This window comes from Rhizobium sp. 57MFTsu3.2 (assembly GCF_012932765.1).
In the GTDB taxonomy this organism is placed as follows: Bacteria; Pseudomonadota; Alphaproteobacteria; order Rhizobiales; family Rhizobiaceae; genus Rhizobium; species Rhizobium altiplani.
In genome coordinates this window covers 140,833-165,024 of record NZ_JDWI01000011.1, presented here as the reverse complement: position 1 = coordinate 165,024, position 24,192 = coordinate 140,833, and the positions used below count along the sequence as shown (strand labels likewise).

20 protein-coding genes, 1 tRNA gene and 2 pseudogenes are annotated in these 24,192 nt (G+C 60.0%); 7 read left to right on the top strand and 16 right to left on the bottom strand.

The window, feature by feature from the left end; all coding sequences use genetic code 11:
• Positions 1 to 32 precede the first annotated feature (32 nt).
• The 3 genes and pseudogenes from AF71_RS14530 (at position 33) to AF71_RS14520 (ending at position 3,409) form a co-directional block, all read left to right on the top strand.
• Positions 33 to 929 carry a DMT family transporter gene (locus AF71_RS14530; RefSeq protein WP_018856959.1) on the top strand — a complete coding sequence of 299 codons (897 nt, stop codon included), beginning with the start codon at positions 33 to 35 and terminating at the stop codon, positions 927 to 929.
• 69 nt (positions 930 to 998) lie between these two features.
• Positions 999 to 1,328: pseudogene (locus AF71_RS14525) on the top strand (PilZ domain-containing protein); the annotation flags it as partial.
• 92 nt (positions 1,329 to 1,420) lie between these two features.
• Positions 1,421 to 3,409, top strand: a complete 1,989-nt coding sequence (locus tag AF71_RS14520) for a bifunctional 2',3'-cyclic-nucleotide 2'-phosphodiesterase/3'-nucleotidase (protein ID WP_169681832.1) — start codon at positions 1,421 to 1,423, stop codon at positions 3,407 to 3,409.
• Between the two features lie 34 nt (positions 3,410 to 3,443).
• On the opposite strand, the gene AF71_RS14515 is transcribed toward AF71_RS14520, so the two are convergent.
• Complete coding sequence (locus AF71_RS14515) at positions 3,444 to 4,412, bottom strand: LysR family transcriptional regulator (protein WP_018856962.1); 969 nt, start codon at positions 4,410 to 4,412, stop codon at positions 3,444 to 3,446.
• A gap of 141 nt (positions 4,413 to 4,553) precedes the next feature.
• Between AF71_RS14515 and AF71_RS14510 the strand changes: the two genes are divergently transcribed.
• Positions 4,554 to 5,168 carry an FMN-dependent NADH-azoreductase gene (locus tag AF71_RS14510; protein ID WP_029792480.1) on the top strand — a complete coding sequence of 205 codons (615 nt, stop codon included), beginning with the start codon at positions 4,554 to 4,556 and terminating at the stop codon, positions 5,166 to 5,168.
• Between the two features lie 47 nt (positions 5,169 to 5,215).
• Here AF71_RS14510 and AF71_RS14505 read toward each other — a convergent pair whose 3' ends face one another.
• Entirely contained in the window at positions 5,216 to 5,794 is a 579-nt protein-coding gene (locus tag AF71_RS14505; protein ID WP_169681830.1) for a TetR/AcrR family transcriptional regulator, read from the bottom strand.
• Positions 5,795 to 5,898: 104 nt separating this feature from the next.
• On the opposite strand from AF71_RS14505, the gene AF71_RS14500 reads away from it, so the two are divergent.
• The gene (locus tag AF71_RS14500; RefSeq protein WP_113470104.1) at positions 5,899 to 6,681 is read left to right on the top strand and encodes an SDR family oxidoreductase; all 783 of its coding nucleotides are present in this window, start codon (positions 5,899 to 5,901) and stop codon (positions 6,679 to 6,681) included.
• Here AF71_RS14500 and AF71_RS14495 read toward each other — a convergent pair.
• The 3 genes from AF71_RS14495 to ilvA all read right to left on the bottom strand — a co-directional run bounded on the left by AF71_RS14495 (position 6,678) and on the right by ilvA (position 9,759).
• Positions 6,678 to 7,949: a GGDEF domain-containing protein gene (locus AF71_RS14495; RefSeq protein WP_210258271.1), complete on the bottom strand. Its 1,272-nt coding sequence runs from the start codon at positions 7,947 to 7,949 to the stop codon at positions 6,678 to 6,680. The genes AF71_RS14500 and AF71_RS14495 overlap by 4 nt on opposite strands.
• Positions 7,950 to 8,146: 197 nt before the next feature.
• A complete protein-coding gene (locus tag AF71_RS14490) occupies positions 8,147 to 8,473 on the bottom strand; it encodes an HlyU family transcriptional regulator (RefSeq protein ID WP_018856967.1) in 327 nt (108 codons plus the stop codon).
• Positions 8,474 to 8,508: 35 nt separating this feature from the next.
• Positions 8,509 to 9,759 (bottom strand): threonine ammonia-lyase, encoded by a 1,251-nt coding sequence (gene ilvA / locus AF71_RS14485; protein WP_026371759.1) that lies wholly within the window; start codon positions 9,757 to 9,759, stop codon positions 8,509 to 8,511.
• A gap of 178 nt (positions 9,760 to 9,937) precedes the next feature.
• Between ilvA and AF71_RS14480 the strand changes: the two genes are divergently transcribed.
• Together AF71_RS14480 and AF71_RS14475 are read left to right on the top strand one after the other, a co-directional pair.
• Positions 9,938 to 10,297, top strand: a complete 360-nt coding sequence (locus AF71_RS14480) for an antibiotic resistance protein VanZ (RefSeq protein ID WP_018856969.1) — start codon at positions 9,938 to 9,940, stop codon at positions 10,295 to 10,297.
• Positions 10,298 to 10,350: 53 nt separating this feature from the next.
• A tRNA-Leu gene (locus AF71_RS14475) sits at positions 10,351 to 10,435 on the top strand.
• 546 nt (positions 10,436 to 10,981) lie between these two features.
• On the opposite strand, the pseudogene AF71_RS14470 reads toward AF71_RS14475, so the two are convergent.
• The 11 genes and pseudogenes from AF71_RS14470 to AF71_RS14420 form a co-directional block, all read right to left on the bottom strand.
• Positions 10,982 to 11,479: pseudogene (locus tag AF71_RS14470) on the bottom strand (amino acid permease); the annotation flags it as partial.
• A gap of 234 nt (positions 11,480 to 11,713) precedes the next feature.
• A complete protein-coding gene (locus AF71_RS14465) occupies positions 11,714 to 11,920 on the bottom strand; it encodes a CsbD family protein (protein ID WP_018856970.1) in 207 nt (68 codons plus the stop codon).
• A gap of 323 nt (positions 11,921 to 12,243) precedes the next feature.
• Positions 12,244 to 14,223 carry an ABC transporter ATP-binding protein/permease gene (locus AF71_RS14460; protein WP_018856971.1) on the bottom strand — a complete coding sequence of 660 codons (1,980 nt, stop codon included), beginning with the start codon at positions 14,221 to 14,223 and terminating at the stop codon, positions 12,244 to 12,246.
• A 448-nt stretch (positions 14,224 to 14,671) separates the two neighbouring features.
• On the bottom strand, positions 14,672 to 15,613 hold the full coding sequence (locus tag AF71_RS14455) for a LysR family transcriptional regulator (protein ID WP_018856972.1): 942 nt from the start codon (positions 15,611 to 15,613) through the stop codon (positions 14,672 to 14,674).
• Between the two features lie 189 nt (positions 15,614 to 15,802).
• Positions 15,803 to 16,510, bottom strand: coding sequence for a class II aldolase/adducin family protein (locus AF71_RS14450; RefSeq protein WP_169681826.1), 708 nt, complete (start codon positions 16,508 to 16,510; stop codon positions 15,803 to 15,805).
• 7 nt (positions 16,511 to 16,517) lie between these two features.
• Positions 16,518 to 17,507 carry an ABC transporter substrate-binding protein gene (locus AF71_RS14445; RefSeq protein WP_169681824.1) on the bottom strand — a complete coding sequence of 330 codons (990 nt, stop codon included), beginning with the start codon at positions 17,505 to 17,507 and terminating at the stop codon, positions 16,518 to 16,520.
• Between the two features lie 42 nt (positions 17,508 to 17,549).
• Positions 17,550 to 18,656, bottom strand: a complete 1,107-nt coding sequence (locus tag AF71_RS14440; protein WP_018856975.1) for an ABC transporter ATP-binding protein — start codon at positions 18,654 to 18,656, stop codon at positions 17,550 to 17,552.
• 96 nt (positions 18,657 to 18,752) lie between these two features.
• Entirely contained in the window at positions 18,753 to 19,808 is a 1,056-nt protein-coding gene (locus AF71_RS14435; RefSeq protein ID WP_246733654.1) for an extracellular solute-binding protein, read from the bottom strand.
• A 38-nt stretch (positions 19,809 to 19,846) separates the two neighbouring features.
• Positions 19,847 to 20,908 carry an extracellular solute-binding protein gene (locus AF71_RS14430; protein ID WP_049809236.1) on the bottom strand — a complete coding sequence of 354 codons (1,062 nt, stop codon included), beginning with the start codon at positions 20,906 to 20,908 and terminating at the stop codon, positions 19,847 to 19,849.
• 34 nt (positions 20,909 to 20,942) lie between these two features.
• A complete protein-coding gene (locus tag AF71_RS14425; RefSeq protein ID WP_029792490.1) occupies positions 20,943 to 22,688 on the bottom strand; it encodes an iron ABC transporter permease in 1,746 nt (581 codons plus the stop codon).
• Between the two features lie 36 nt (positions 22,689 to 22,724).
• Positions 22,725 to 23,975 (bottom strand): flavin-dependent oxidoreductase, encoded by a 1,251-nt coding sequence (locus tag AF71_RS14420; RefSeq protein WP_018856979.1) that lies wholly within the window; start codon positions 23,973 to 23,975, stop codon positions 22,725 to 22,727.
• Between the last annotated feature and the right edge of the window lie 217 nt (positions 23,976 to 24,192).

Below are 24,192 nucleotides of genomic sequence, written 5' to 3'. Positions count from 1 at the left end.
GCCTGATCCCCCCACAATAAGACCCCGTACGCATGAAATCCAAAACCCAAGGCTATATTTTCGTCCTGCTGGCGATCACCATCTTCTCGCTGCAGGACGGCATCTCGAAGCACCTGGCCTCCGCCTATCCGCCCGTCTTCATCACCATGATCCGCTACTGGGCCTTTGCCGCATTCACCATTGCGCTTGCTTGCAAGATGAGGGGTGGCCTCAAGCAGACAGCCAAGACAAAGAGGCCGCTCCTGCAGGTCTTCAGGGGCGTTTTGCTGGCCTCTCAGGTTGTCGTTGTCATCAATTGCTTCGCCCTGATCGGCCTAGCCCACTCGCAGGCAATCTTTTCCGCAACCCCGATTCTGATTGCGCTGCTCTCGATGCCGATCCTTGGCGAACGGGTGGGCTGGCGCCGCTGGACGGCAATTGGTGCGGGTCTGGTCGGGGTGCTGTTGATCCTGAAGCCGGAAGGCGAGTTTTTCGACGTCAAGCTGCTGCTTGCTGTCTTCTCATGCTTCCTATTCGCATTTTACGTCATCGCTACGCGGCTTGTCAGTCGGGACGACTCGGCGATGACGAGCTTCTTCTACACGGGTGTCGTCGGCGGCATCGCCATGACGCTTGTCGGCCCTTTCTATTGGACCTGGATGTCGGGGTGGGACTGGGGCTGGATGACGCTTGTCTGTCTGACCAGCATCTCGAGCCATTATTTTCTCATCCGGGCCTACGATATGCTGGATGCTGCCGCCGTGCAGCCGCTGACATATCTGCAACTCGTCTATGCATCGATCATCGGCGTGGTGATCTACAGCGAGAAGCTGAGCCTCACCATGATCGTTGGCTCCGCCATCGTCGTGGCGGCAGGCATTTTCACCGTGTGGCGCGAACACGTCGTTGCGCGCAGAGGACGTTTGCAGCGGGGCTCTCCGCAATTCTAGATCGATCAATTAGAGCATTCTTAATGTTCCTCCAGTAGATTTCACTTACATGTTCTGGTGGAGCGTAACATGCAGCGTAATCTGAATATCATTGCCCGAAAGGCCGAGCGGCGGTCCTGCCGTGTATTCGGCAAGGTCCGCTATCTCACCAAAGAAGTTGATGCTCGCATCCTCGATATGTCGGTTACTGGCGTTGCCGTCGAGATCCGGTCGCCGATCCACGCCGCGGCCGGCAGCCGCGTGCAAATCATCGCCGAAGACCTCGGCACGCTTCACGGCATCATCCGCTGGAGCCATAATGGTCGCCTCGGAATTCAGTTCGACCCGAACTCCAATGCCCGTGCGCAGGTGGCCTCATACTTCCGGTTCTTCCACAAGGAAGTAAAGCCAGTCCTCTCGCGATAATTCCTGTCATTTTCAGGGTTTACTCCTTCGCAAATCACCCTAGTCTCGCCATGGCTGGGCGACGCGTGATTTTCGAAGGAGTTTTCATGTCTTCCATTCTGGAAATGCCACCAGTGACCCGCCGCTCGTTGCTTGGCGGCCTGGCCGCCACGTCAGCGCTCATCCTTCTTCATCCTTTCAGCGCGCGCGCAGCCGCCAATCAGGCGCATCTTCGCCTGATGGAAACGACCGACATTCACGTCAACGTCTTTCCCTACGACTACTATTCCGACAAGCCGAACGACACGATGGGCCTGGCGCGCACCGCGACGATCATCGACAACATCCGGGCGGAAGCTGCCAACTCGCTGCTGATCGACAATGGCGACGTGCTGCAGGGCAACCCGATGGGCGACTACATGGCCTACCAACGCGGGATGAAGGACGGTGACCTACATCCCGTCATCAAGGCGATGAACACGCTCGGCTACACGGTCGGCACGCTCGGGAACCATGAATTCAACTACGGCCTCGATTTCATGTTCAAGGTGCTGAACGGGGCAAATTTCCCGTTCGTCTGCGCAAACCTGACCAAAGGCCAGCTCGCGTCCGATCCGACCAAGGACGAGCTGTTTTTCAAGCCCTATCTCATCGTCGAGAAGACAATCAAGGACGGCGCCGGCAACGAGAGCCCTATCAAGATCGGCTTCATCGGTTTTGTGCCGCCGCAAATCATGCTGTGGGATATCAAGAACCTCGAAGGCAAGGCGCAGACGCGCGACATCGTCGAGGCGGCCAAGGCCTGGGTGCCGGTCATGAAGCAGGAAGGCGCGGGTATCGTGATCGCGCTCTCTCATTCCGGCATCGACGGCGCGGCCCCCTCCGAGAAGATGGAGAACGCATCGCTGCATCTTGCCGCGGTCGATGGAATCGACGCGATCTTTACCGGGCACCAGCACCTCGTCTTCCCCGGTCCCAAGACCTGGGATGGCATTCAGAATGCCGATCCGGTGAAAGGCACGTTGCATGGCAAGCCTGCTGTGATGGCGGGCTTCTGGGGCTCCCATCTCGGCCTCATTGACCTCCTGCTGGAAAAGGACGGCAAAGGTTGGAGAATTGTCGACTTCACCTCGGAAGCGCGGCCGATCTACCACCGCGATGATAAGAAGAAAGTCATCGCCGACGTCGCCGACAAAAAGGACGTCATCGAAGCTGCGAAGGCTGAGCATGAGGCCACCCTTGCCTACGTGCGCACTCCGGTCGGCAAGACATCGGCCCCGCTCTATTCCTATTTCGCGCTTGTTGCCGACGACCCATCCGTCCAGATCGTTAGCCAGGCACAGACCTGGTACATCAAGCAGATGCTTGCCGACACCGAATACAAGGACCTGCCCGTGCTGTCGGCCGCAGCGCCGTTCAAGGCCGGCGGTCGCGGCGGCGCGGACTACTATACCGACGTGCCCGCCGGCGATATCGCGATCAAGAACGTCGCTGATCTCTACCTGTACCCCAACACGGTTCAGGCGGTCGCCATCACTGGCGAACAGGTGAAGAATTGGCTGGAAATGTCAGCCGCCATGTTCAACGAGGTGAAACCGGGATCGAAGGACACGGACCTGCTGAACAGTGCCTTCCCATCCTACAACTTCGATGTGATCGATGGCGTCACCTACCAGATAGACCTGTCGCAACCGCGCAGGTTCGATGATGACGGCAAGTTGATAAATGCCGATGCGAACCGCATCCAGAATCTGCAGTTCGACGGCAAGCCTATTGATCTCAAGCAGAAATTTGTCGTCGTCACCAACAACTACCGCGCCGGCGGCGGCGGCAAGTTTCCGGAAATCGCCGCCGACAAGGTCGTCTTCCAGGCGCCGGACACCAATCGTGACGTTATCGTCCGCTTCGTCCATGAAGAGCGCACAATCAATCCGTCGGCCGACGGCAACTGGACCTTCAAACCGTTGCCGGGAACGACGGCCGTCTTCCAGAGCGGTCCGAAGGCCAAGCAGTTCCTCGCTGACGTGAAAAGCGTGAAGATCGAGGACGCAGGTGAAGGCACCGATGGATTCGCCAAATTCCGTCTGGTTTTCTAGGCGTTCAGCTCCCGGCGAGGCCCTTGCGCCTCGCCTATTCCGCCGCTAGGGAGAGATCGCGCGCTGCATACTCCGCCACCTCGGCGGTGAAGTCGGCATGGCTTGGGCATTGCGAAAGCCTGGACCGAAAGGCGTCAACCATCCAGGTGGCAGCCGGTCCGGGCGGGGTTGAGATTCGTCGCATCGCATAAATTGGATACTCGCCTTGCTCGTAGGCCTGGAGATCCAGGTGTACAAGCGCTCCGCTTCTCAACTCGTCTCGAATAAGCGACGCCGGAAGACCACCCCAGCCGAGACCCCCGCGAATAAGAGAGTGCTTCGTCGCGATATCGCTAACGCGCCACGTCTTGTAGGAAAGCACATTGAAGTCGCGACCTTTGGTCAATCCCGAAGGGTCGGTGACAACAAGCTGCGTCTCGTCGCGGACATCGGCCAGCGTCAACGGCCGGCCCAACCGCGCCAAAGGATGAGCGCTCGACGCAACCGGCACCATGAAGGAATGGCCGATGCGCTCGGTCACAAGCGAATCATGCTGCTGCAGGATGGCGCCGCCGATCCCGATCGTCGCCTTGCCGTTTGAGACGAGATCCATCACCACGCCGAGTTCACCGACCGCCAGATTGAGCCCGACGGACGGGAACTCGTTGCGAAACTCGCGCAGGACCTCAACCATCGCCTTTGACGGCACCATGACACTGATCGCGACGGAGACCTCGGCCTCCAACCCTTCCTTCAGCCCCTTTACGCGGGCGCGCATCACCTCGAGATCAGAGACGAGTCGCCGTGCGTCTTCGAGGAGTGCCCTGCCCGCCTCCGTCAGCTTCGGTTGCCTCGCACCCGAACGCTCGAAAAGGGGCACCTCCAGCTGCGCCTCGAGGTTGGCGATCGTGTAGCTGATGACCGATTGAGCGCGATTTAGCGTGCGCGAAGCAGCCGAAAAGCTGCCCATTTCCGCAACGGTAAGGAACACTTGCAACTGGTCGAGTGTGGGGTTCGGAAGCATCTTTCATCCAATCTATCGATGATTTTGATCGACATTATCACAGTTTTTTCGATAGTCGGCCAGTCCTATTTTCTGCTTCGAAACAGCGGCTCGAAGCTCCCAAGAACGGCCGCGAACGAAAATTCGAGAGGAAATTCAATCATGCCTTCCATTCTGCTTTTGACTTCCAGCCCGCGTGTAGACTCTCTTTCGACCACGATCGCCGCTGACCTTGCCGAAAAGATCAAGGCTCAGCAGCCGGGCAGCGCCGTCGTTCGTCGCGACCTAGGTGTAAATCCGCTGCCGCACATCGATGATCTCTTCACCGCAGCCATCCGCAAGCCTGCCGATGATCGCACCGTTGAGGAAGCCGCTGCCGTGCAGACGTCGGACGAACTCGTCGCCGAACTGCTCGCAGCCGATACGGTTGTCATCGGTACGGGTCTCATCAACTTCAACATCTACTCGTCGCTGAAGACTTGGATCGACAACGTCGCCCGCGCCGGCCTTACCTTCAAGTACACCGAAAGCGGCCCGGTTGGTCTTGCCACCGGCAAGAAGGTCTACGTCGTTCTTGCTTCCGGTGGCGTCTATTCGCAGGGCCCGGCAGCAGGCATGAACCACGCTGTACCGTACCTGAAGTCGGTCCTCGGCTTCCTCGGTATCACCGACGTCGAAACGATCTACGTCGAAGGCCTCGCCTTTGGTCCGGAAGCTGCCGAGAAGGCAATTGGCGCTGCCAAGGCCCGCGCTGAGGAAATCGCCCTCGCCGCCTAATCGGTGTCGAAATCGATGTTGAAACGGCCGGTTCTCACCGGCCGTTTTCATTTTGTGCCGAACTCGTTCACGAAGGCCTTCACGGTGTCGAGGATCTCGTCGCCAAAGGCTTCATCGTTCGATATCCGTGCAAGGCCCAGCGCTCCACTCATGAGACAGGACATGATGATCGCCTTGCTGCGAGCCTCTGCCTCATCGGTGGCGTCAATGCGCGCCTGCATGTTGTTTACGCTCGTCTTCAGCTGATCTGTCGCAAGCGATCGGCACCTCTCGCCACTGCGGGCCAGATCGGCCGTCAGGGCCGCAAAGGGACACCCGCCGGCTGTATCGTCCCGGTGTTTTCCGCTCAGGTAGATCGCCGCATACTCCTGCAACGGAATGTCCTCTGGAGTCCGCCCCTCCGACCGAACCTTCGCCGACCAGGCGCCGAAGGCCGATTGCATTGCCTCGGCCACCAGTTCGTCTCGGGACGCAAAATGCTTGTAGAAGCCACCGACGGTCAGCCCCGCCTCCTTCATCAGATCCGCGACGCCGACGCCATCCAGCCCCTTCTCACGCAGACGCTTCGATGCAATTACGACGATCCGCTCGTGTGTCTTGCGCTTGTCCTGCTGTGAGTGGCCCATAAAAATCTCTCCCCACACCGGTTGACAGATTTAGATTACGATCATAATCCTTCTGGATTCATATCGTAATCCAGATAGCGCAATTTTCCAAGAGGAGTCATGCAATGCGTCTGCAGAACAAGGTCGCCCTCATCACGGGCGGAAATAGCGGCATCGGTCTTGCAACTGCCAAGGTCTTCCTCGACGAAGGGGCGAAGGTGATCATCACCGGCCGGAATACCGAGACACTCGCCGCCGCCGAGAAGGCGTTCGGCAGCAACGTGCTTGCGCTGAGGCTTGATGTAACGGACGTCGCGGCCACGGAACGGGCCTTTGCGGAAGCCGCCGCCAAGTTCGGCAAATTTGACGTGCTCTTTGCAAACGCCGGGATTGGCGGTGCGACTCCCCTTGGTGGAACGTCGCTGGAGCAATTTAACACGATCATCAGCACGAACCTGACCTCCGTCTTCTTTACGGTCCAGTCGGCATTGCCGCATCTGAACGACGGCAGCTCGGTCATCCTAAACGGCTCGGTTCATGCGGTGCTTGGTGCGCCCGGCTATTCAGCCTATGCAGCGACGAAGGGTGCGGTACGTGCCATGACCCGCAATATGGCTTCCGAGCTTGCGCCGCGCGGCATCCGCGTCAACCAGGTCACGCCAGGCGGCACCAAGACACCGATCTGGCAACCGGTGGCGTCGACGGCGGATGCAATGTCGGCGCTTGAAGCCCGGCTGGGCGGAATGAGCCCGCTCGGCCGAATGAGCGAAGCGGAGGAAATTGCCAAGGCCGCGCTCTATTTCGCGTCAAGCGATTCGACCAACGTCACAGGGATTGAAATTGTGGTCGATGGCGGCGCGACGAGCGCCCCGTCCGGCGCCAAAATATTCCGCGCATCGATCGGCTAATCGAACTTCTCGAGTCCGGACTTGCCGACCACGCAATTGCGGCCGCTTTTCTTCGCCTGGTAGAGCCTCTGGTCGGCGGCCGAAAGAACCGTTGTGAAGCTCGCGCCGTCAGTATCGGCTGTCGCCACGCCGATACTGACGGTCACGGGCTCGCCATCCGGCGTCTTGACGCTATTCGCGATCGTCCAGCGCAAGCGTTCGGCCAGCCCCATTCCCTCGGCATGGTCGGTTGCCGGGCAGACCGCGACGAATTCCTCACCGCCAAAACGGAAGACACGGTCGGCCGATCGCAAAATGCTGCCGAGACGAAGCGTGATCGCCTTCAACACCTCATCTCCCTGCAGATGCCCGAAGCGGTCGTTGACCTCCTTGAAATGGTCCGCGTCCAGAATGATGACAGTGGCGGAGTGTCCCTGCCGCAGTGCTTCACGAACCATGACCGGCGCTTCCATCTCCATTCGCGCGCGATCGTAGACCCCCGTCAGCACGTCCCTGCCGGTACGATCAAGCAGATCGTTGTAACGCTCCCGGAAGGTCAGGTCACTGAAGACATCACTGATCGGCCGCACGCTCGCGGGAATGCCTTCGCGCCGTATCCAAACTTCGTAGACGGCGAAGAGCAACGCATAGATGCAGACGGCAAACATCTTGCCCTTCCATCCGTCCCAGAAGGCAGAGGCAGGAATCTCGAGGAAGTAGTGGAGCGCACCGAAGAACCCGATCTGATCGAATGTGAGGATGACGAAGCCGCAGATCATAAAGCGCACGATGATCCAGTGCTTCAGGAAGCGACCGAGGCGCTCGTACAGCAGGATAATGCCGATGGAATCGAGATAGAGGAGCGTCGTCCCCCAAACCATGAGCCATCCCATTTCCTTGAGGAAATCGAAGTTCGCGTTGTCGCCCCGAGGGAGCTCGATCGGCGTATGCAGTTGCATCAGCCACGCTACTGCGACCGTCAGGATATTGCCGACAAACAGGCCGTAGATCGGTTGGCGAACGGTAGCAGCGTCCTCTTGCCGATACAGCATGAGAATCATCATCAGCTTGCCAGTGAAGAATACCGACGAACCGGGCGACGCAATGCCGAACGGCAGCGCGACATAAAAGACTGCCGCCAGGTAGGTTTCCATGAAGTGCATGACACCGAGGGCAGTGAGAAACATGCCCAGGCCGAGGCGCTGGCGGAAGTGCAGTAACGTCACCATGAGCGTGAAATAGCCAACGGCGGCAATGGCAAACAGCAGCAGGTTAAAGGCTTCCATCAGCTGCCCCTCTCACCAGCCAGCGCGCATCCAGAGGCGGTCCACCACACCAGCAATTAATGGCGGCGAACATGAGCGGTGGTCTGTGTTTGTCGTAAGGCACGTGGCTGTCCTGCAAGGCTGCGGACACCAAGATTCCTCGTAATCCTTTAAGATTGCGTGAGTATTAGTATCGTCCTACCGACGCCGCGGAAAGCGAATCAGACCTGGCGAACTTTTGCGCCGTCGTTGAACAATGACGGCCCGTTCTGGTCGATGATCTGCTGCGCCTTGCGCACCGTGCACTCGATCGCATCATCCGAAGATCCGAACATGTCGGCGCGAATGAAATTGCGTACGAGGACCTCGTCCCCGACAGTTTTCTCGATCCGGCCGGCAAGGCGGTACTGGCCGCCTTCCTTTTGCGGCTCGGCATAGATCGTGCAGTCCCCATAGAGCTGCGGCTCGGAAGAGACGCCAACCGGCGCGTCAGGCGATTTGCCGCCGCCTGAAAACATTGAGAAAATACTGGAGAAGATCGAAGCCATATTTCGCCTTATCATGGCAGCGCGTGCCGGAAAAGTTAAATGATGAGGTTTGCGAGGATCTCGTTTTCGGTGATGTCCTCGAAGCCGATGGCCGCATTCTCGAAGTTCGCGATGAGCTGCGCGAAATTCTCGGGCGCCTTGGTCTCAATACCGATCAATACCGAGCCGAAATTGCGAGCCGTCTTCTTGAGATACTCGAAACGGGCGATGTCGTCGTCGGGGCCAAGCAGGTTCAGAAAGTCGCGCAAGGCGCCGGGTCGCTGAGGCATCCGCAGGATGAAGTACTTCTTCAATCCGGCATAGCGCATTGCGCGCTCCTTGACATCGGGAAGGCGTTCGAAATCGAAGTTGCCCCCGGAGACAACGGCGATGACGGTCTTGCCTCTCAGCACTTCCGGATCCATCGCGGCAATTGCGGTCAGCGATAGTGCTCCCGCCGGTTCGAGGACGACTCCCTCTACGTTCAGCATCTCGCCGATGGTCACGCAAATGGCGTTTTCCGGCATCAGCATGACCTGCTCGGTGGGAAAGCCTTCCAGGGCGGCGAAGTTCAGATCCCCGATCCGCGCAACGGCCGCACCGTCGACGAAATTGTCAACCTTCGCGAGCGTCACCACCTGCCTTGCTTCGATGCTTCGCTTCAGGCTCGGCGCGCCGGCCGGCTCCGTGAAGATGAAGCCGGATTTTGGCACAAAATCATCGAGATAACGAGTGATGCCAGCCGCCAGTCCGCCGCCACCGACCGGCATGACGACCATATCAGGTGTGGTCCCTTCGGGCAGTTGCTGCAGGATTTCCGCGGCAACCGTCGCCTGGCCTTCGATGATATCCGGATGGTCGAACGGCGGCACCATGACGCCGTCGATCGCCTCGACGTGATCGCGGGCGGCCTTGTAGCATTGATCGAAGAAGTCGCCCGTCAGCTTGATGGTGATGAACTCCGCGCCAAAGATGCGCGTCTTGTCGATCTTCTGCTGCGGCGTTGTCACCGGCATGAAGACAACGCCAGGCACGCCGAAATAGCGGCAGACGAAGGCAAAGCCCTGGGCATGATTGCCGGCCGAGGCGCAGACGAAGGTCTTGCCGCCAGCACCCTCGGCGATCGCCTTGCGGAAGAAATTGAAGGCGCCGCGAATCTTGTAGGAACGCACGGGTGAAAGGTCTTCGCGCTTCAGCCAGATGTCGGCGCCATAGCGCGCCGACAGGTGCTCGTTCAGCTGCAGTGGCGTTGCTGGAAATAGGCTGCGCATGGCCGCCTCGGCGCTCTCGACATCCTGTCTGGTCACAATCGTTCGTCCATTGCTGTTACCGACCCCCGCTATGGCATAAGCGCGCAACGGGAAAAAGCCCATATCCGCCAATATTCTCCACTTGCGAAGTCATCTTTTGTATCGGCTGCCGCCGTTCGCGCAATAACGCGATTGTGCGCTATCAATTCGCTCGCAATGCGGCTACATCGCCCGGATGATCTCAAGCAAATTTGCAAGACCGATTGCCTGGCTGCTTTTCGCGGCCATTATTTTCGTCACCCTGTCGCCGATCGGGTTGCGCCCGCATACGGTCACGTCAGTCAATCTCGACCGCGCTCTGGCTTATTCGTTGGCCGGCTTCATGTTCGCGCTCGCCTATCCGCGGCATTGGATCGCGGTCGCGCTTCTCCTGGCCGCCGGCGCCTTGGCAGTCGAGTATCTGCAATACCTGTCGCCGACGCGCCATGCGCGCTTCCACGACGCCGCGGTCAAGATTGTCGGCGCATCCGCCGGCGTGTTTGCCGGTTGCCTTTTGAATCGGGTCCGTATTGCAGCGCGTCCCGCGCAAACATGAGGAGCCGCGTCGCTCTTGACTGAATCGCCTCAGTCGTTGAAGGAGATGCCTGCGCGAGCGTGGCGAAACTGGTAGACGCAAGGGACTTAAAATCCCTCACCGCAAGGTATACGGGTTCGATCCCCGTCGCTCGCACCAAATCGAAATCGCTATGTCAAGTACATCCAGAAATCCGCCCGGAGTGGACGAACTTTATGTAGGGCGCTGCACATGGCCTGAGGGTGTGGATTAAACCGGCAGGCGCCCGGCGATCGATTGATAACAATGATCTACGGTCATGAGTATAGCAGCGTCCATTGGTCCTCCGGACGAAACGTGAGAACTGTTCCCGGATGTCCTATCTCACCTTTTAACATAGGTCATCCGTTGATGCGCCACCTTTGAGCACGGCCTGAGCTTCCTGAATGAGGAATACAACCATTGTCATTCCGGACGCCGGTAAATCCTAAATGTACACACGCCGTAGACAACATGCTGGCGACGCGCCGGTGTCCTTGGCGAGTCCAGGTGCGGCCTGCTGGACAGGCACAGCCTTTGGGTGCTCGTCCGGGCAACGGCACGACGTTGTGATCCGCTTTTTGCATCGCGGTAGCCAGTGAAAGCCTAGATCAGCGCCGTGGCAGTCGTCAGCACGGCGATGGATGCCCGCAGAAGATCGCCCGTGTGTCCCTCAGGGTCGCGATCGTAAGTTTCACCGGTCAGGGCCAGGTGGAGCCCGTAGGCCGCGACCAGGATATAGGGGACCAGGATCATCGAGCTCGTCAACTCAAGCGCCAGATGGAAAGCGTATTCTGCAAACAGCGTCAACACGAGAAAGATCTGGACGACTTGGTAAGCCACAGGGCCATCGAAGGAACGCCGTTCTTGTTTTCGTGGGAAAGAAAGCGCGGCATGGTGTCGTAGTTCGAGGCGGAATAGAGGATTGCAGCCGCGAGGAGCACCCACGTGAGATATGCCCCAGCGACCGAAATCAGCAGGCCGATGCTGACGAAGACGTCGCCCCACCGGCCAACCACGGCCTGCAGCACGCCCGCCATCGAAGGATTGCGAAGGGGGGCGAGATCAGGGCGCAACAGCACGCCGTAGGACAGGATCGTGACCAACACGAGCAGGCACGCCGAGGAAGCCGAACACCGTGGCGACGCCGACATCCGACCGATTGCGGGCGTAGCGCGAGTAGACGCGCCGACGCTGTATGCAGAATTCGGATAACGGAGATCGTTGAAGTCCGGTACAGCCTAGCCCCTCTCGGACGGTCATCGCATCGGGCTGGGCCCTTGGTCGGCATGGCCGGGCTTCACCGTCGATTGCCGTCGGCAACTCGCGCTCGCCAAACGAGGCGAAAACGGTCGAGGCGTTGGCAAAGACTGGAGAGTTCAGAAAGAAAAGGCCCGGAAGCCCGGGGCCCGCTAAAATCTAGTGCCAGGTCTGGTTTCCGTACCACTCATCGATGTCGCGGCGAACTCGGTCGCGTTCGATGCCGTAGCGCTCCTGGATCTTGCCCTCCAGTTGTTCGCGCTTACCGGCGATCTGATCAAGGTCGTCATTCGTAAGCTTGCCCCACTGCTCCTTGACCTTGCCTTTCATCTGCTTCCAGTTTCCTTCGACGCGATTCCAATCCATTGTATTTCCTCCTATTGTGGATGAGGAAGTAACGGGCTTCACCGCCAAGTGTTCCCGAAGCGTCGATGCGGCAACCGGTAAGGATCAGTGCAGGCATGGGCGGGCCGTTGGCCTGCGCGTTGAGCGATCTACGGCTTCGGCCAACTTGTTGCACCGAAGATAACCTGGCCGCTCCACCACGCCGCACTCAACGGCCATGTCGGCAAAATGAGGTTTCGGGATGCCGTCAAGTTGAACTGGTGCCACAAGGCATCCTTGTCATATCGGGTCACAGACGCGAGTTCCCGCTCAGCGAGCTTATCTTGGAATGATCCCTGCCCTTGCTATCCGGGCGTCGTACTGCCTTTCGGCCGGGAGTGCCGGTTTTCGACAAGGCGCGAAAGCAAATTCCGCTTTCTCTTGCGCTGGAGAAGATCAATATCACTGACAAGCTTTGCGCCGCCCTCCCGCCGTTCCAATGTAATTTTGCGACTGTGGAAGGCTTCCAGCTCAGCTCGATGCGCTACGCTTATGATCGTGATCTGCGGCAATTCATGGATGATCATCTCCATCATCTTGTCCTGGCTTTTCTCATCGAGTGCCGACGTTGCCTCATCCAGCACGATCGTATCCGGACTGTGTAGCAGGAGGCGCGCAAACGCGAGCCTCTGTTTTTCACCACCCGACAGCGTCTGGTCCCATGGCGCCTCTTCCTCGATCCTGTCGTTCAGATAGTCGAGTCCCACCTTGTCGAGAGCCGCTTTGATCTTATCGAGCGGCCAGCTATCGGCGGCGCCGGGATAGGCAACCGCCCGGCGAAGCGTCCCGGAGGGGATGTAAGGCCGCTGCGGCAACATGAACAGTCGTCTGTCGCCATGAAAGTTGACGCTGCCGTCACCCCACGGCCAAAGGCCTGCGATGGCCCGCACCAGCGTGCTCTTGCCCGAACCGGACTCTCCGGCCACGAGGACCCGCTCGCCTGGTTCGACCGTGACCTGGGTCTCCTTGACGACGGCGGTACCGTCGTCAAGCGACACCGAGAGATCATTGAGGCTAAGCATCGCATCGCCTTCAGTTTCACCGTGCTGGATGCGCCCCAAGGCATCACTCTGTTCGGCGCGCTCCAGGCCGTCGAGCGACATCATCAGCGAAGCGACGCGCCGAGCGCAGGCGTGCCAATCGGCAAGACGCGGATAGTTGTCGACCAGCCATCCAAACGCGCTCTGAACGATGGCGAAGGCAGAGGCAGCCTGCATCACCTGTCCAAGCGTCATGCTGCCTTCGAGATACTTTGGTGCGCAAAGGAGAAGGGGTACGACTGGCGCAAGCAGGCTCGACCCCTGGGACACGAGCGTTGTGCGCATGTGTTGGCGTGAAAGGAGCGCCCACTGGCGAAGAACATGGGTAAACGTCTTGTCGAGGTCGCTACGTTCCTCCTCCTCGCCGCCCAGCAAGGCAATACTTTCGCCATTTTCCCGCACGTGCGTCAGCGTGTAGCGAAATTCGGCTTCCGCCTGATTCTTGACCTCGGAAACGTGGACGAAATGGCGGCCGATGACGGCCATCGAGCTGGACGTGATAGCCGCATAGAAAACGGCGGTAATGACAAGGAAACCAGGAACAGTGACGGTCGAACCTGCAATTGTCAGGGTCAAGGCCCCGCCGATCGTCCAGAGCACCACGATGAAGGTCGAGGCCGACAGAAATGCGGAAATGACACCAGCGATGAAGTCGACGGGTGACTCGGTCGCAATCCGCAAATCCTCGGAAATGCGGGCTTCCGGGTTCTTGTGGTCACCGCCGATGAGATTCAACTGATAGTAACGGCCGTTGGCGAGCCAGCGCCCGATAAGCGCGGTCGTTAGCCAGGAACGCCAGCGGCGCTGGATCAGCATGCGGAGAAAGACTTGTGTAACGACAAGAGCGACGCTTCCGAGCGCGAGGGGCAGGAACACGGCGCTGAGGAAATATACGGTATGGGCATTGCGTTGCTCAATTGCGTCAAAGATTGCGCGATTCCAGATATTGATTCCATACTGGAAGCCGACATTGGTGACGATTAAGGCGAGCAGCCCAATTGAGCACGGCCACGCGAGCCATTCCCCGCCGCGGCCCCAGTAACCGCGCGCGCTGATCCAGAAGCGCGTCAGCAAATATCTCTTGCGCGCCCGCTCGGCCTCCTCGGGCGTCAGCTCTGGGTCGGGTTCGACGACTTCTGGGGGCAGCGCGCCCTCGTCAGTCGATGCCTTCTCTTGGCGCGATCTCTCGGCACTGTGCTGCTCGGAGCCGTCGACCGATTTCTGATCTAATTCAGCGTCTGACATAAGCGCGACAACGGCTTAAAAATCAAAAGGTTTCATGATGCCAATCTCGAGCCGGGAAGAAGCTGAAGGTGCTGCCCGCCGCGAGCGCTTGCGTGTCGGGATGAAGGCCGGCGACGGTGGTGGATCTCGGTGAGGGAACCAATAGAGAGGTCGCTCGCTTGACCTGGAGGAACAGCGATTTTCTTCCTGCCTCTCGTTTCGCAACTTTCAACTTCCAAGTTCCCCGCGTGTGCTGGCGGGCTTTTGGGGGACAGGACAATGGGAACAAAGTCCGCGACCGAGAGTTTCCTATATACACGCGCGCCTGCCCTGCGACCGCGACAGCAGGGCTCTCTTTCTCGCGTTGACCGCCTCGTGGCAAGCGCGTGATCGTCTCCGCGCATTCGGTGAGCCCCAGCTCGCATAGGGCGAAATCAGCCACCATTTCGTGTTATGCACGCAAGATAGCTTACACAGCTGGCGCTACTTCCTGCTCAACGATCTCGAAGGCCTCGTTCTTGGCTAGATGGCTGATGAAGCCCTGGATGATGTGCAGCGCCGAGCCGGCATGTGCGGGCTTTGGCCGGCCAGAGGGCTGGATCAGATAGAGCGTGCGCACGAGCGGCGGATTGACTATGCGCCGGGCGATCAGCGTGCCCGCTTCCACTTCGCGCGCCACGGTGCCATAGGGCAGCACGGCGCAGGCGTTGCCTTCGAGGATCAGACCCTTGATCGCATCCATGGATTCGATCTGGTAGGCAACCTTCAGCGGCAGGTGGAAGAATTCCATCGCATGTCTCAAGAGATTGATGATTTGGCCCTTCTCGGTCGGAATGACAAAGGTCGCTTTGGCAAGCTCGATCAGGTTGATCGGTCCCTCCTGACCGAACTCGGACTTTCGGCCAGTGATGAAGAAGACGGATTCCCGGAGGACGGCCGTTTGCTTGATACCCTTGCGCGGCTCGACATTGAAAGCGAGTGCGAAATCGAGATCGCCGCGGGCGACGCGCTCGCCGAGCAGGTGGCTCATCTCCTCGACGATCTGGACCTTGGCGGACCAGTTCTGACGGCCGAACTCCTGTGCCAGCGGACCGGCGAGCAGCGCCGAGAGGCTGGAGGTGAGACCGATCGAGATGTGTTCTTCCTGCGCCGGGTCGAACTGCTTGATCGTACGGCGGACGGTGGCCAGTCGATCGAGGATTTCCTTGGCCTCTTCGAGGAAATACTGGCCAGCCGGCGTCGTCGTCGTGCCGCGCGGGCCGCGCTCCAGCAACTGCACGCCGAGCTCCTGCTCCAGTGCGTTGATCTGTGCGCCGAGCGCCGGCTGTACGATGTTCAGCGCGGCGGCGGCCTGCGTGATGCTGCCGATTTCGCAGACGCTGACAAAGGATTCGATTTGGCGAATTCGCAAGGGGCCATCTCCTCCACGGCCATGGGCTGACAACCGCAAGACGCTTCCGGTCTCGGGCTCTGGTCTTCCACGTTCCGTGAAGGTCGCCATCCCCCGGTATCCGGGCGCGATTCCGGCGGCAAGCTTTCAGTCTGGCAGGAAAGCCGCGGCTTGCAAATCACTAAATCGCCAGCCGCAGATCGCGTGGCTTCAGTGTCCGGCCCTCGTCGCCCAGTAATCCCAGGCGCGGGCGAGCACCGGCGGTTCGAGGTTCTTCGCGCCGGAAAGCGCGATTTCACCCGCCGTCAGCGGCGTCACGCCGCCGAAGGGCAGCGATCGCAGCAGCACATCACCGTTGCGGCAGAGCTGGATCGTGCGCATGACGAGCTCGTGCAACGAACCGCCGACGACGACTGCGCCGTGACCGCGCAGGAAGACGGCATTGCTGTTTGCGAGCGCCCGGGCAAGCGATGCTGCCTGATCGGCGGTGGAAACCAGCATGTCGGTATCGCCGAATTCCGCCTGGCTGTCCCAGAGAGCGACGCCGGTACCGATCGTCGCGCCGAGATGTGTCACTGGTTTCCAGGCGATATCGGCGACACAGAAGGGCATAATCGCCGGCGAGTGGAAATGCGCGACAGCCTTGACGTCCGGCCGCGCCTTGTAGATGCCGCCATGGATGACGCGTTCGATATAGCCACGTCGCTCGTCGTCGCCGAGAAGCTTCGAGTCGAGATCGTAGCGCTGCAGATCCTCGACCACGACCAGCTCGGGGCTGCGCGAGCGGGAGATGAAGTATTCGCCGTCGGCCTGCGGCGAGCGAAGGCTGACATGGCCGAAGGCATCGAGCACGTCCTCGCGGGCGAGGATGTGATTGGCGGTGACGAGTTCGGCGAGATCGCTGGCAAGTTCGCTCATGGCAGCCTCACACGACAACCTTGGTCATGATGCCCGCCGGGAAGATCTCGTCCGGCGTCATCAGGCGGCTCGCGATGCCCTGCTGGTGGGTGTAGAGCAGCATCTGCTCGAAGGTCTTGCGGTTCTTCTCGATGCCGAAGGGGAAGGGATCGCTGCCGAAGATGTCGCGCATGCGCCGCGCATAGGTCGGCACCCAGGCGAGCGGATAGCGCGAAACCGCCGGATCGAAGAGCCGCTCCAGGCTGCGGCGCTTGGATTCCTCGAAGGCGTTGTAGAGATTGCGGGCGATCCAGGGGCTTTCGTCGAGAAGATGCTTCTTCATGGCGATGATGTGCATGATCGGCCAGACGCCACTCTCCTGGTAATAATCCTCCTCGATCTCCAGGAAGTTCGGGAAGAGGCGTTCGACGCGCGGGTCCTCTTCGAGGAAGCAGGTCGGCGGGCGGGCGATGATGGCACAGTCGATCTCGCCGGAGGCCAGCATCTCCGACAGCGACTTGTCGGCGACGCGCGTCAGCGTCACGCCTTCCGGCAAGGCAAGATCGACCTTCTCCTCGCGGCCCGGCGCATTGGCGCCGGCCTGATACCAGTGGACGTCCTGCAGCTTGACGCCGCCTTCGTTATGCATCCAGCCGCGCATGTAGACGGCCGCCGAATGAGCCCATTCCGGCGAGCCGACGCGCTTGCCCTTGAGGTCGGCCACGCTTTTGATGTTGCTCGCCTTGTTGACGTAGAACGAGCTGAAACGGAAGAGCCGCGAACAGATGACCGGCAGGCCGATGATGTCGCTGTCGGGGCGGCTCACCTGCGCCATGAACTTGGCGAAGGAAAGCTCGCTGACGTCCCATTCGCGATTGAAGGTGAAGCGGGCAAAGATCTCGTGATGGCTGAGCATTGACCAGGTGAGGTCGATCCCTTCGGGCACCACGGTCCCGAGCCGCAGATCGCGGAAATGGTCATAGTCGGTCGTGGCGATAGAAAGCTGCTTGCGGCTCATGGCATTGTCCTGGGATATGGCACTGGAAACAGGCGCTGGCATTCAGCGCAGGATAACGTTGACTTTCGCGGGCTTGATATTGACGAGGATCCGCCCGCCGATCGGCGTCCTGACGCTCGGATGGACGCGCGCCAGAAGCTTCGCCTTGCCGACATTGACGATGTAGTCTACGCATTCGCCGAGGAAGACCTTGCTGTCGACGATGCCGTCGAGGACATTGCCGGAAAGGCTCTCGCCGTTGCCCGGCTCGACGAGGTGGATGTTCTCCGGGCGCACGGCGACCGTCAGATTGTCCTTGAGGTCAAGCGCCTCTTCGGCGCTGACGTCGATCTTGCCGGCCGGCGTCTCGACGGCCCAGCTGCCGCTCTCCTGACCGCGGCCGAGCACCTTGCCTTCGAGGAAGTTGCTGGAGCCGATGAAGTCGGCGACGAAGCGGGCGGCGGGCGCCTCGTAGATTTCGCGCGGCGTGCCGAGCTGGACGACCTGACCGGCATTCATCACAGCGATCTGGTGCGACAGCGCCAGGGCCTCCTGCTGATCGTGGGTGACATAGAGCGTCGTCAGGTTGAGCTCGCGCTGCAGCCGCTTCAGCTCGAAGCGCATCATCTCGCGCAGCTTGGCGTCGAGGTTCGACAGCGGCTCGTCGAGAAGCAGCAGGCGCGGCTCCATGATCAGGGCGCGGGCGAGCGCCAGGCGCTGCTGCTGACCGCCCGAAAGCCTGGTCGCTTCGCGGCCGGCGTAGTCGCCAAGAGCGACGGCTTTCAGCACGCGTTCGACTTTCTCCTCGATCTGCTTCTTGGAGAATTTCGTCTTGCCGACGTGCAATGGGAAGGCGGCGTTCTCGAAGACGCTCATATGCGGCCAGATGGCGTAGCTCTGGAAGACCATGCCGAAATTGCGATGGTTGGGCGCCACGAAGATGCCCTTGCCGGCGGCGAAGACCGGCTTGCCATCGACGGTGATCGCGCCCTTGACGGGACGTTCGAGGCCCGCGATCGAACGCAGGGTCGTGGTCTTGCCGCAGCCCGAGGGACCGAGCAGCGTAAAGAGCTTGCCCTGCGGCACCTCGAAGGACACGTCCTGGGCGGCCTTGACGACCTTGCCCTTGCCATCCGCATATTCCGTGCTCAGACCCTGCACACTCAGCATGGTATTCTCCTCACATTCCCTGCCGGTCGGATCATCGATCCGATAATTTCTATCAGGCTGGCGCCCCCACGTTCGGACGAGGGGCGCCCTGCCCGTTCATTTTACAGTCGCATTGAAGGTATCGCGCCACTTGGCAAGCTGATCCAGCATCTTCGCCCCATCGACGACCTGGACGTTCAGACCTTCCGGCAGCGGCACCAGCTTAACATTCGCGGGCGTGAAGCCGCGATCGGCGAGAATCTTCTGGCCGTCGGTCAGCGTGAATTCCTGGAAGAGCAGCGCGGCGGCGGGATGCGTCGCCGTCTTGGCAACACCGAGGCCGTTGACGCGGGCGACGGAGGGACCGAGCTGCAGCTTCTGGATCGGCGCGCCGTCCTTGTTCATCTGGTCGACCTTGTAGAGGTAGTTCGTCAGCGACACCGGCACTTCGCCGGAGACGACAAGGTTGGTCAGCAGCGTATGACCCTTGCGGAGCGAAATGCCGTTGGTCTTGGCCAGCTTCTGGAAGAAGTCTAGACCCTGCTGCTCGCTCGGGAAGCTCTGGTCGATCGTCGCCAGCCAGTCATAGGCTTCGGCTTCGAGACCGATCTTGCCGGACCACTTGGGATCGAGCAGATCATCCCAGCTCTTCGGCACGTCGGCGTCGGAAACGAGCTGCGTGTTGTAGGAGGCAGTGATGATGTTCAGGCGGCTGCCGACCCACTCCTTGTGGGCAGGGACGGCCTGCGGGAAGATATCGGCCATGGTGGCCGAATTGACCGGCTCGAAAACCTTCTCGCGATGCAGGGCCTCGAGTTCCGGCCCGTTCGTCTCGATGATGTCGGCATCATAGCGACCGGCCTTGATCTCGGTGACGGCACGGCGCAGCACGTCCTCCGAGCTGCCACGCCAAGTGGTGACCTTGATACCGTATTTGGCGGTGAAGGCATCGGTGATGGCGGCGACGTCCTCGACCGGCGTTGCCGTATAGAGCGTCAGCTCGCCTTCCGCCTTGGCCGCCTCCGCTAGCTTCTCCAAGCGGTCGGGGCCGTTGTAATTGGCGAGGTCAGCAAGGCTCGACTGCGCATAAGCAGAGCCTGTGGCAACGGCTCCCAGCAGCGCCATTCCGCCAAGCAAGCGGATGGCCGAAGTCATTTTAAACGATCGCAACATTTTCTCCTCCCGAGTATTCGGTTTGATCGCCGATGGAATTACTTGAACGTCTTTTCGAATTCGCCGCGCCAATCGCCCAGGTTATCAAGGGCGGCATCCGGATTGATCACCTTGACCTGCATGCCTTCAGGCAGCGGCGCGATCTTGATATTGGTCGGCGTAAACTGTCTCTCCGCCAGGATCTTCTGTCCTTCAGTGAGGGTGAAATCCTGATACAGGATCGCGGCATTTGGATGGGGCGCTGTCCGCGCCACGCCAAGGCCATTGATGCGGGCGATAGCCGGGCCGATCATGAACCGCTTGATCGGAGCACCGTCCTTTTCCATTTGCGCGACCTTGTAGAGATAGACCGTCAGGCCGAGCGGCACCTCGCTGGAAACAACGAGATTGGTCAGCAGGGGATGGCCGTTGTAGAGCCCCGGATGATCGGTCTGCGATAGCTTGCGGAAGAATTCCATCCCCTTTTCTTTGGACGGAAAGGTTCCGGCGGCCGTCGCGAGCCAGTCATAGGCAACGGCCTCGACGCCGAGCTTGCCGGCCCATTTCGGATCAAGCAGTTCCTCCCATGTCTTCGGAAGGTCCGCTTCGCTGACTGCATTCGTGTTGTAGGCCGCGGTGATGATGTTCAGCCGGCTGCCGATCCACTCGTGATGAGGCGGGACGGCATCCCGAAAGATGTCCGCAAAGAGCGGCGACTGGATCGGTTGCAGTAGCTTTTCACGATGAAGCGCCTCGAGTTCCGGTCCGTTCGTCTCGATAACATCAACATCATGACGTCCGGCCTTCAACTCGCCGACGGCACGCCGCAGGACGTCTTCGGAACTGCCACGCCACAAGGTCACCGGTATGCCGTACTTGGCTTCGAATGCCTTGGTAATGACGGTCACATCCTCGACGGGGGTGACGGTGTAGAGCGTTAGAGCGCCCTCCTGCTTTGCGGCGGCGACCAGCTTGTCCATCCGATCGGCGCCGGTATAGCCGGCGATCTGGTCGATGCTGGACTGGGCGTGGGCCCCAGTGGCCAAGGCGGCCGCAGCAATGGTTCCCAATAGCATCCCACAGCGCCAGAGCCGCTGCACATTCTTCATGAATTCAGGCATTTTGTCCTCCCATGCCAATCCTCGAGGCTTCTCCTCAAGCCTCCTTGACGCCGAAGCGTTTGCCGACCCACTGGGCCAGCATGACGATCGTGAACAACACCAGGATCATCATCACGCCGAAGGCCGAGAGTTCGACATACTGGCCGTTCTGCCAGAGCTCCCAGATCACCACAGAGACCACCTCAGAGCCGGGGCTGTAGAGAAGGACCGAGCTCGACAGTTCACGGATCGAGACGACTACGATGTAGATCCAGCCCGCCACCAGGCCTGGCTTCAGGAGCGGTAAGACGATGCGCCAGAAGCTCTGGCCCCAGGAGGCACCGCTCATGGCGGCGGATTCCTCAAGATCCTTGTGGATCTGCAGCATCGACGTTGTGTTGTAGCGGATGCCGTAGGGCATGAAGCGGGTGAGATAGGCGATCAGGATGATCCAGGTCGTGCCGTACACGCCGATATCCAGATAAAGATAGAAAATCATGATCGACAGGCCGAGCACGAGACCGGGGAAGACCATCGGCAGCGAGGCAAGGTTGTCGAGCAGCCAGCGGCCCGGCAGCTTGGTGCGAATGACGATCCATGAGATCACGGCTGTCAACAGCATCAGGCCGGTCGCCGCGCTGAAGGCAAGGATCGCACTGTTCCAGACCGCCTGGCCGACGGCCGGATAGTTGATGACGGTCACATAGGCATTCAAGGAAAGCCGGTGCATCGCGCTCCAGGAGGGCACGCTGTAATATTTGTTCAGGGACGACCAGAGAAGCACCAGGAACGGCAGGATAATCACCAGCACCATGTAGACGACGATCAGGACGGCGGCAGGAACGCGCCACGGGCCAAGATCGAACGGCCGCGGGCGAAAACCCTTTCCGGTGACGGTCGAATATTTGCTGCCCTTGGTCGACAGTCGCGACTGGAAATAAATGCCGAAGGAGGCAATCACCAGAAGAAGGATCGCATAGGCCGAAGCGAGGCCGACATTGCTCGGATATTCGCGGATCGCGTCATAGATCGACGACGTGAAGACCTCGATGCCGACAGGCGTGCCGAGCAGCGCAGGGACCTCGAAAGATTCGATCGAGCGCGTGAACATGATGAAGAAGGCTGCGACCAGCGCCGGCCAGACAAGCCTCAGCGTGATCCGGAAGAGGATCTGCCAGATCGAAGCACCGGACATCAGCGCCGATTCCTCGAGCGACGGGTCCATGGCGCGGAAGGCCGCCGACATCAGCAGGAAGGCGACCGGCGAATAGTGCAGGCCCTCGACCCAGATCATCCCGCCCATCGAGTAAATGTTGAAGACAGGTCCGGCGATGCCGAAGGTATTTTTCAGGACAAGATTGAAGAGGCCGATCTGCGGGCTCGCCATCATGATCCAGGAGACGGTGAAGAGGATCGACGGGATGACGAGCGGCACGATCGAAGCCGCATAGAAGAGCATCTTGAAGGGTGTGTTCGTTCGCTCGTTCAGCCACGCGAAGAGCGTGCCGATCGTCAGCGACAGACAGGCTGTGCCGGTCGCGAAAATCACCGAATTGCGGAACAGCGGCAGGATGCGGCTGTCGCTGAAGGCCTTTGTGTAATTATCGAGGGTGAAGACGGCAGGCACATCGCCTGCCGCCGGGGTCATGAAGCTCTGCCAGATCAGAAAGACGAGCGGCACGAGGGCGAGCCACGCGACGGCGAGGATCACGGCCGCGATGACCAGCCATTTCGCGTTGATCCTCGCAAGGGGTCCATGGTTTTGCGCGATCTTGGCGTAAGTACTTTCCTGCAATGACATGAAGGCCTCCCAACCGACGTCTTTCCTCCGGGTCCGTCAGGACCCGGCCGGTACAGCGAGGTTATCCTTATGATAACCGGCAATGCGCTGATAGTTTGTGGAGAGCTGCTCGAGATCTTCACGGCTAATGACGTCGTCAATATGATCGAACGGCTTGTCCTCGGTGCGCAAGAAGACTTCGCGCAGGATCGCATCCGGCGGATTGGCGCGATTTGTCAGCACGACCTTGGCGGTTGCCGGGCGGCGGATCGCCTCATAGGCATGCATGGCCTTGATCGGATCGCCTTCACGGACGAGCGCGTCGGTCAGCGCGCGGCAATCGAGGATCGCCTGGGCCGAGCCATTCGCGCCGCGCGGATACATCGGATGGGCGGCATCGCCGAGCAACGTCAGGCGACCGAAGGTCCACTGGTCCAGCGGGTCCTGGTCGACCATTGGATATTCGAGGATCGCATCGGCGGCCTTGAACATCGCCGGGCAATCGAGCCAGTCGAATTTCCAGTCCTTGACGACGTCGAAGAAGTCTTCGAGGCGGCCCGGCTTGTTCCAGTCGCGCTGCGACTTGTACTTGTCGGTCTCGATGTCGACGACCCAATTGATGAGCTGGTTGCCTTCGGCGTCGATATTGTCGCGGATCGGGTAGATCAGCACCTTGGCGGTGTTAAGCCAGCCGACGCGCACCATGCTGGCGCCGGTCAAGAACGGCTTCCAGCGCGTGACGCCGCGCCACATGTTGATGCCGGAATACCGCGGCGGGCCTTCGTTCGGATAGAGCTGCTTGCGGATCCTGGAGTGGATTCCCTCGGCACTGACAACCATTTCGGCCTTGACGGAAGGCCGGGCGGAACCGTCGCGCGGATCGACGAAATGCAGGGTTACGCCGCTGTCGTCCTGGTCGAAGCCGGTGCAGGACCAGCCGGTCATCAGGCGGTCAGCGCCGATGCGCTGCTTGAAGGCCTCGACGAGGACCATGTGCAGGTCGCCGCGATGGATGGAGAATTGCGGCCATTCGTAGCCGGCATGGCGACCCGTCGGCTCGGTGAAGATATGCTGGCCATGGCGGTTGTAGAAACCGGACTCGCGGGTCGTGATGGCGACCTTCGCAAGCTCTTCCTCGAGGCCGAGCTGGCATAGTTCGCGGGAGGCATGCGGCAGAAGATTGATGCCGACGCCGAGCGCCTTCAGCTCGGGCGCGGCCTCGTAAACACGGGATGGGATTCCCTTTTCGTGCAGCATCAGAGCAAGCGTCAGCCCCCCGATCCCACCACCAACAATCGTGACTTCCATAGTCGACTCCAAATGTCCTGGCCGGGAAACCCGGCAAAGTTCGAATAGGGCATCGTCCAACAGGATTGGAAAATGCCGATGTCGCTTCAGATGAAAGCTGCAGGCAATGGAAACCCGTTCGCCGAAGCAACGCTCCAGCGGCAGTTATTCCAGATTTTGCCGATCATCCTCCGATAGGCACCGGTTGCTCTTTCATCGCCCGAACCACTCGCGCGTC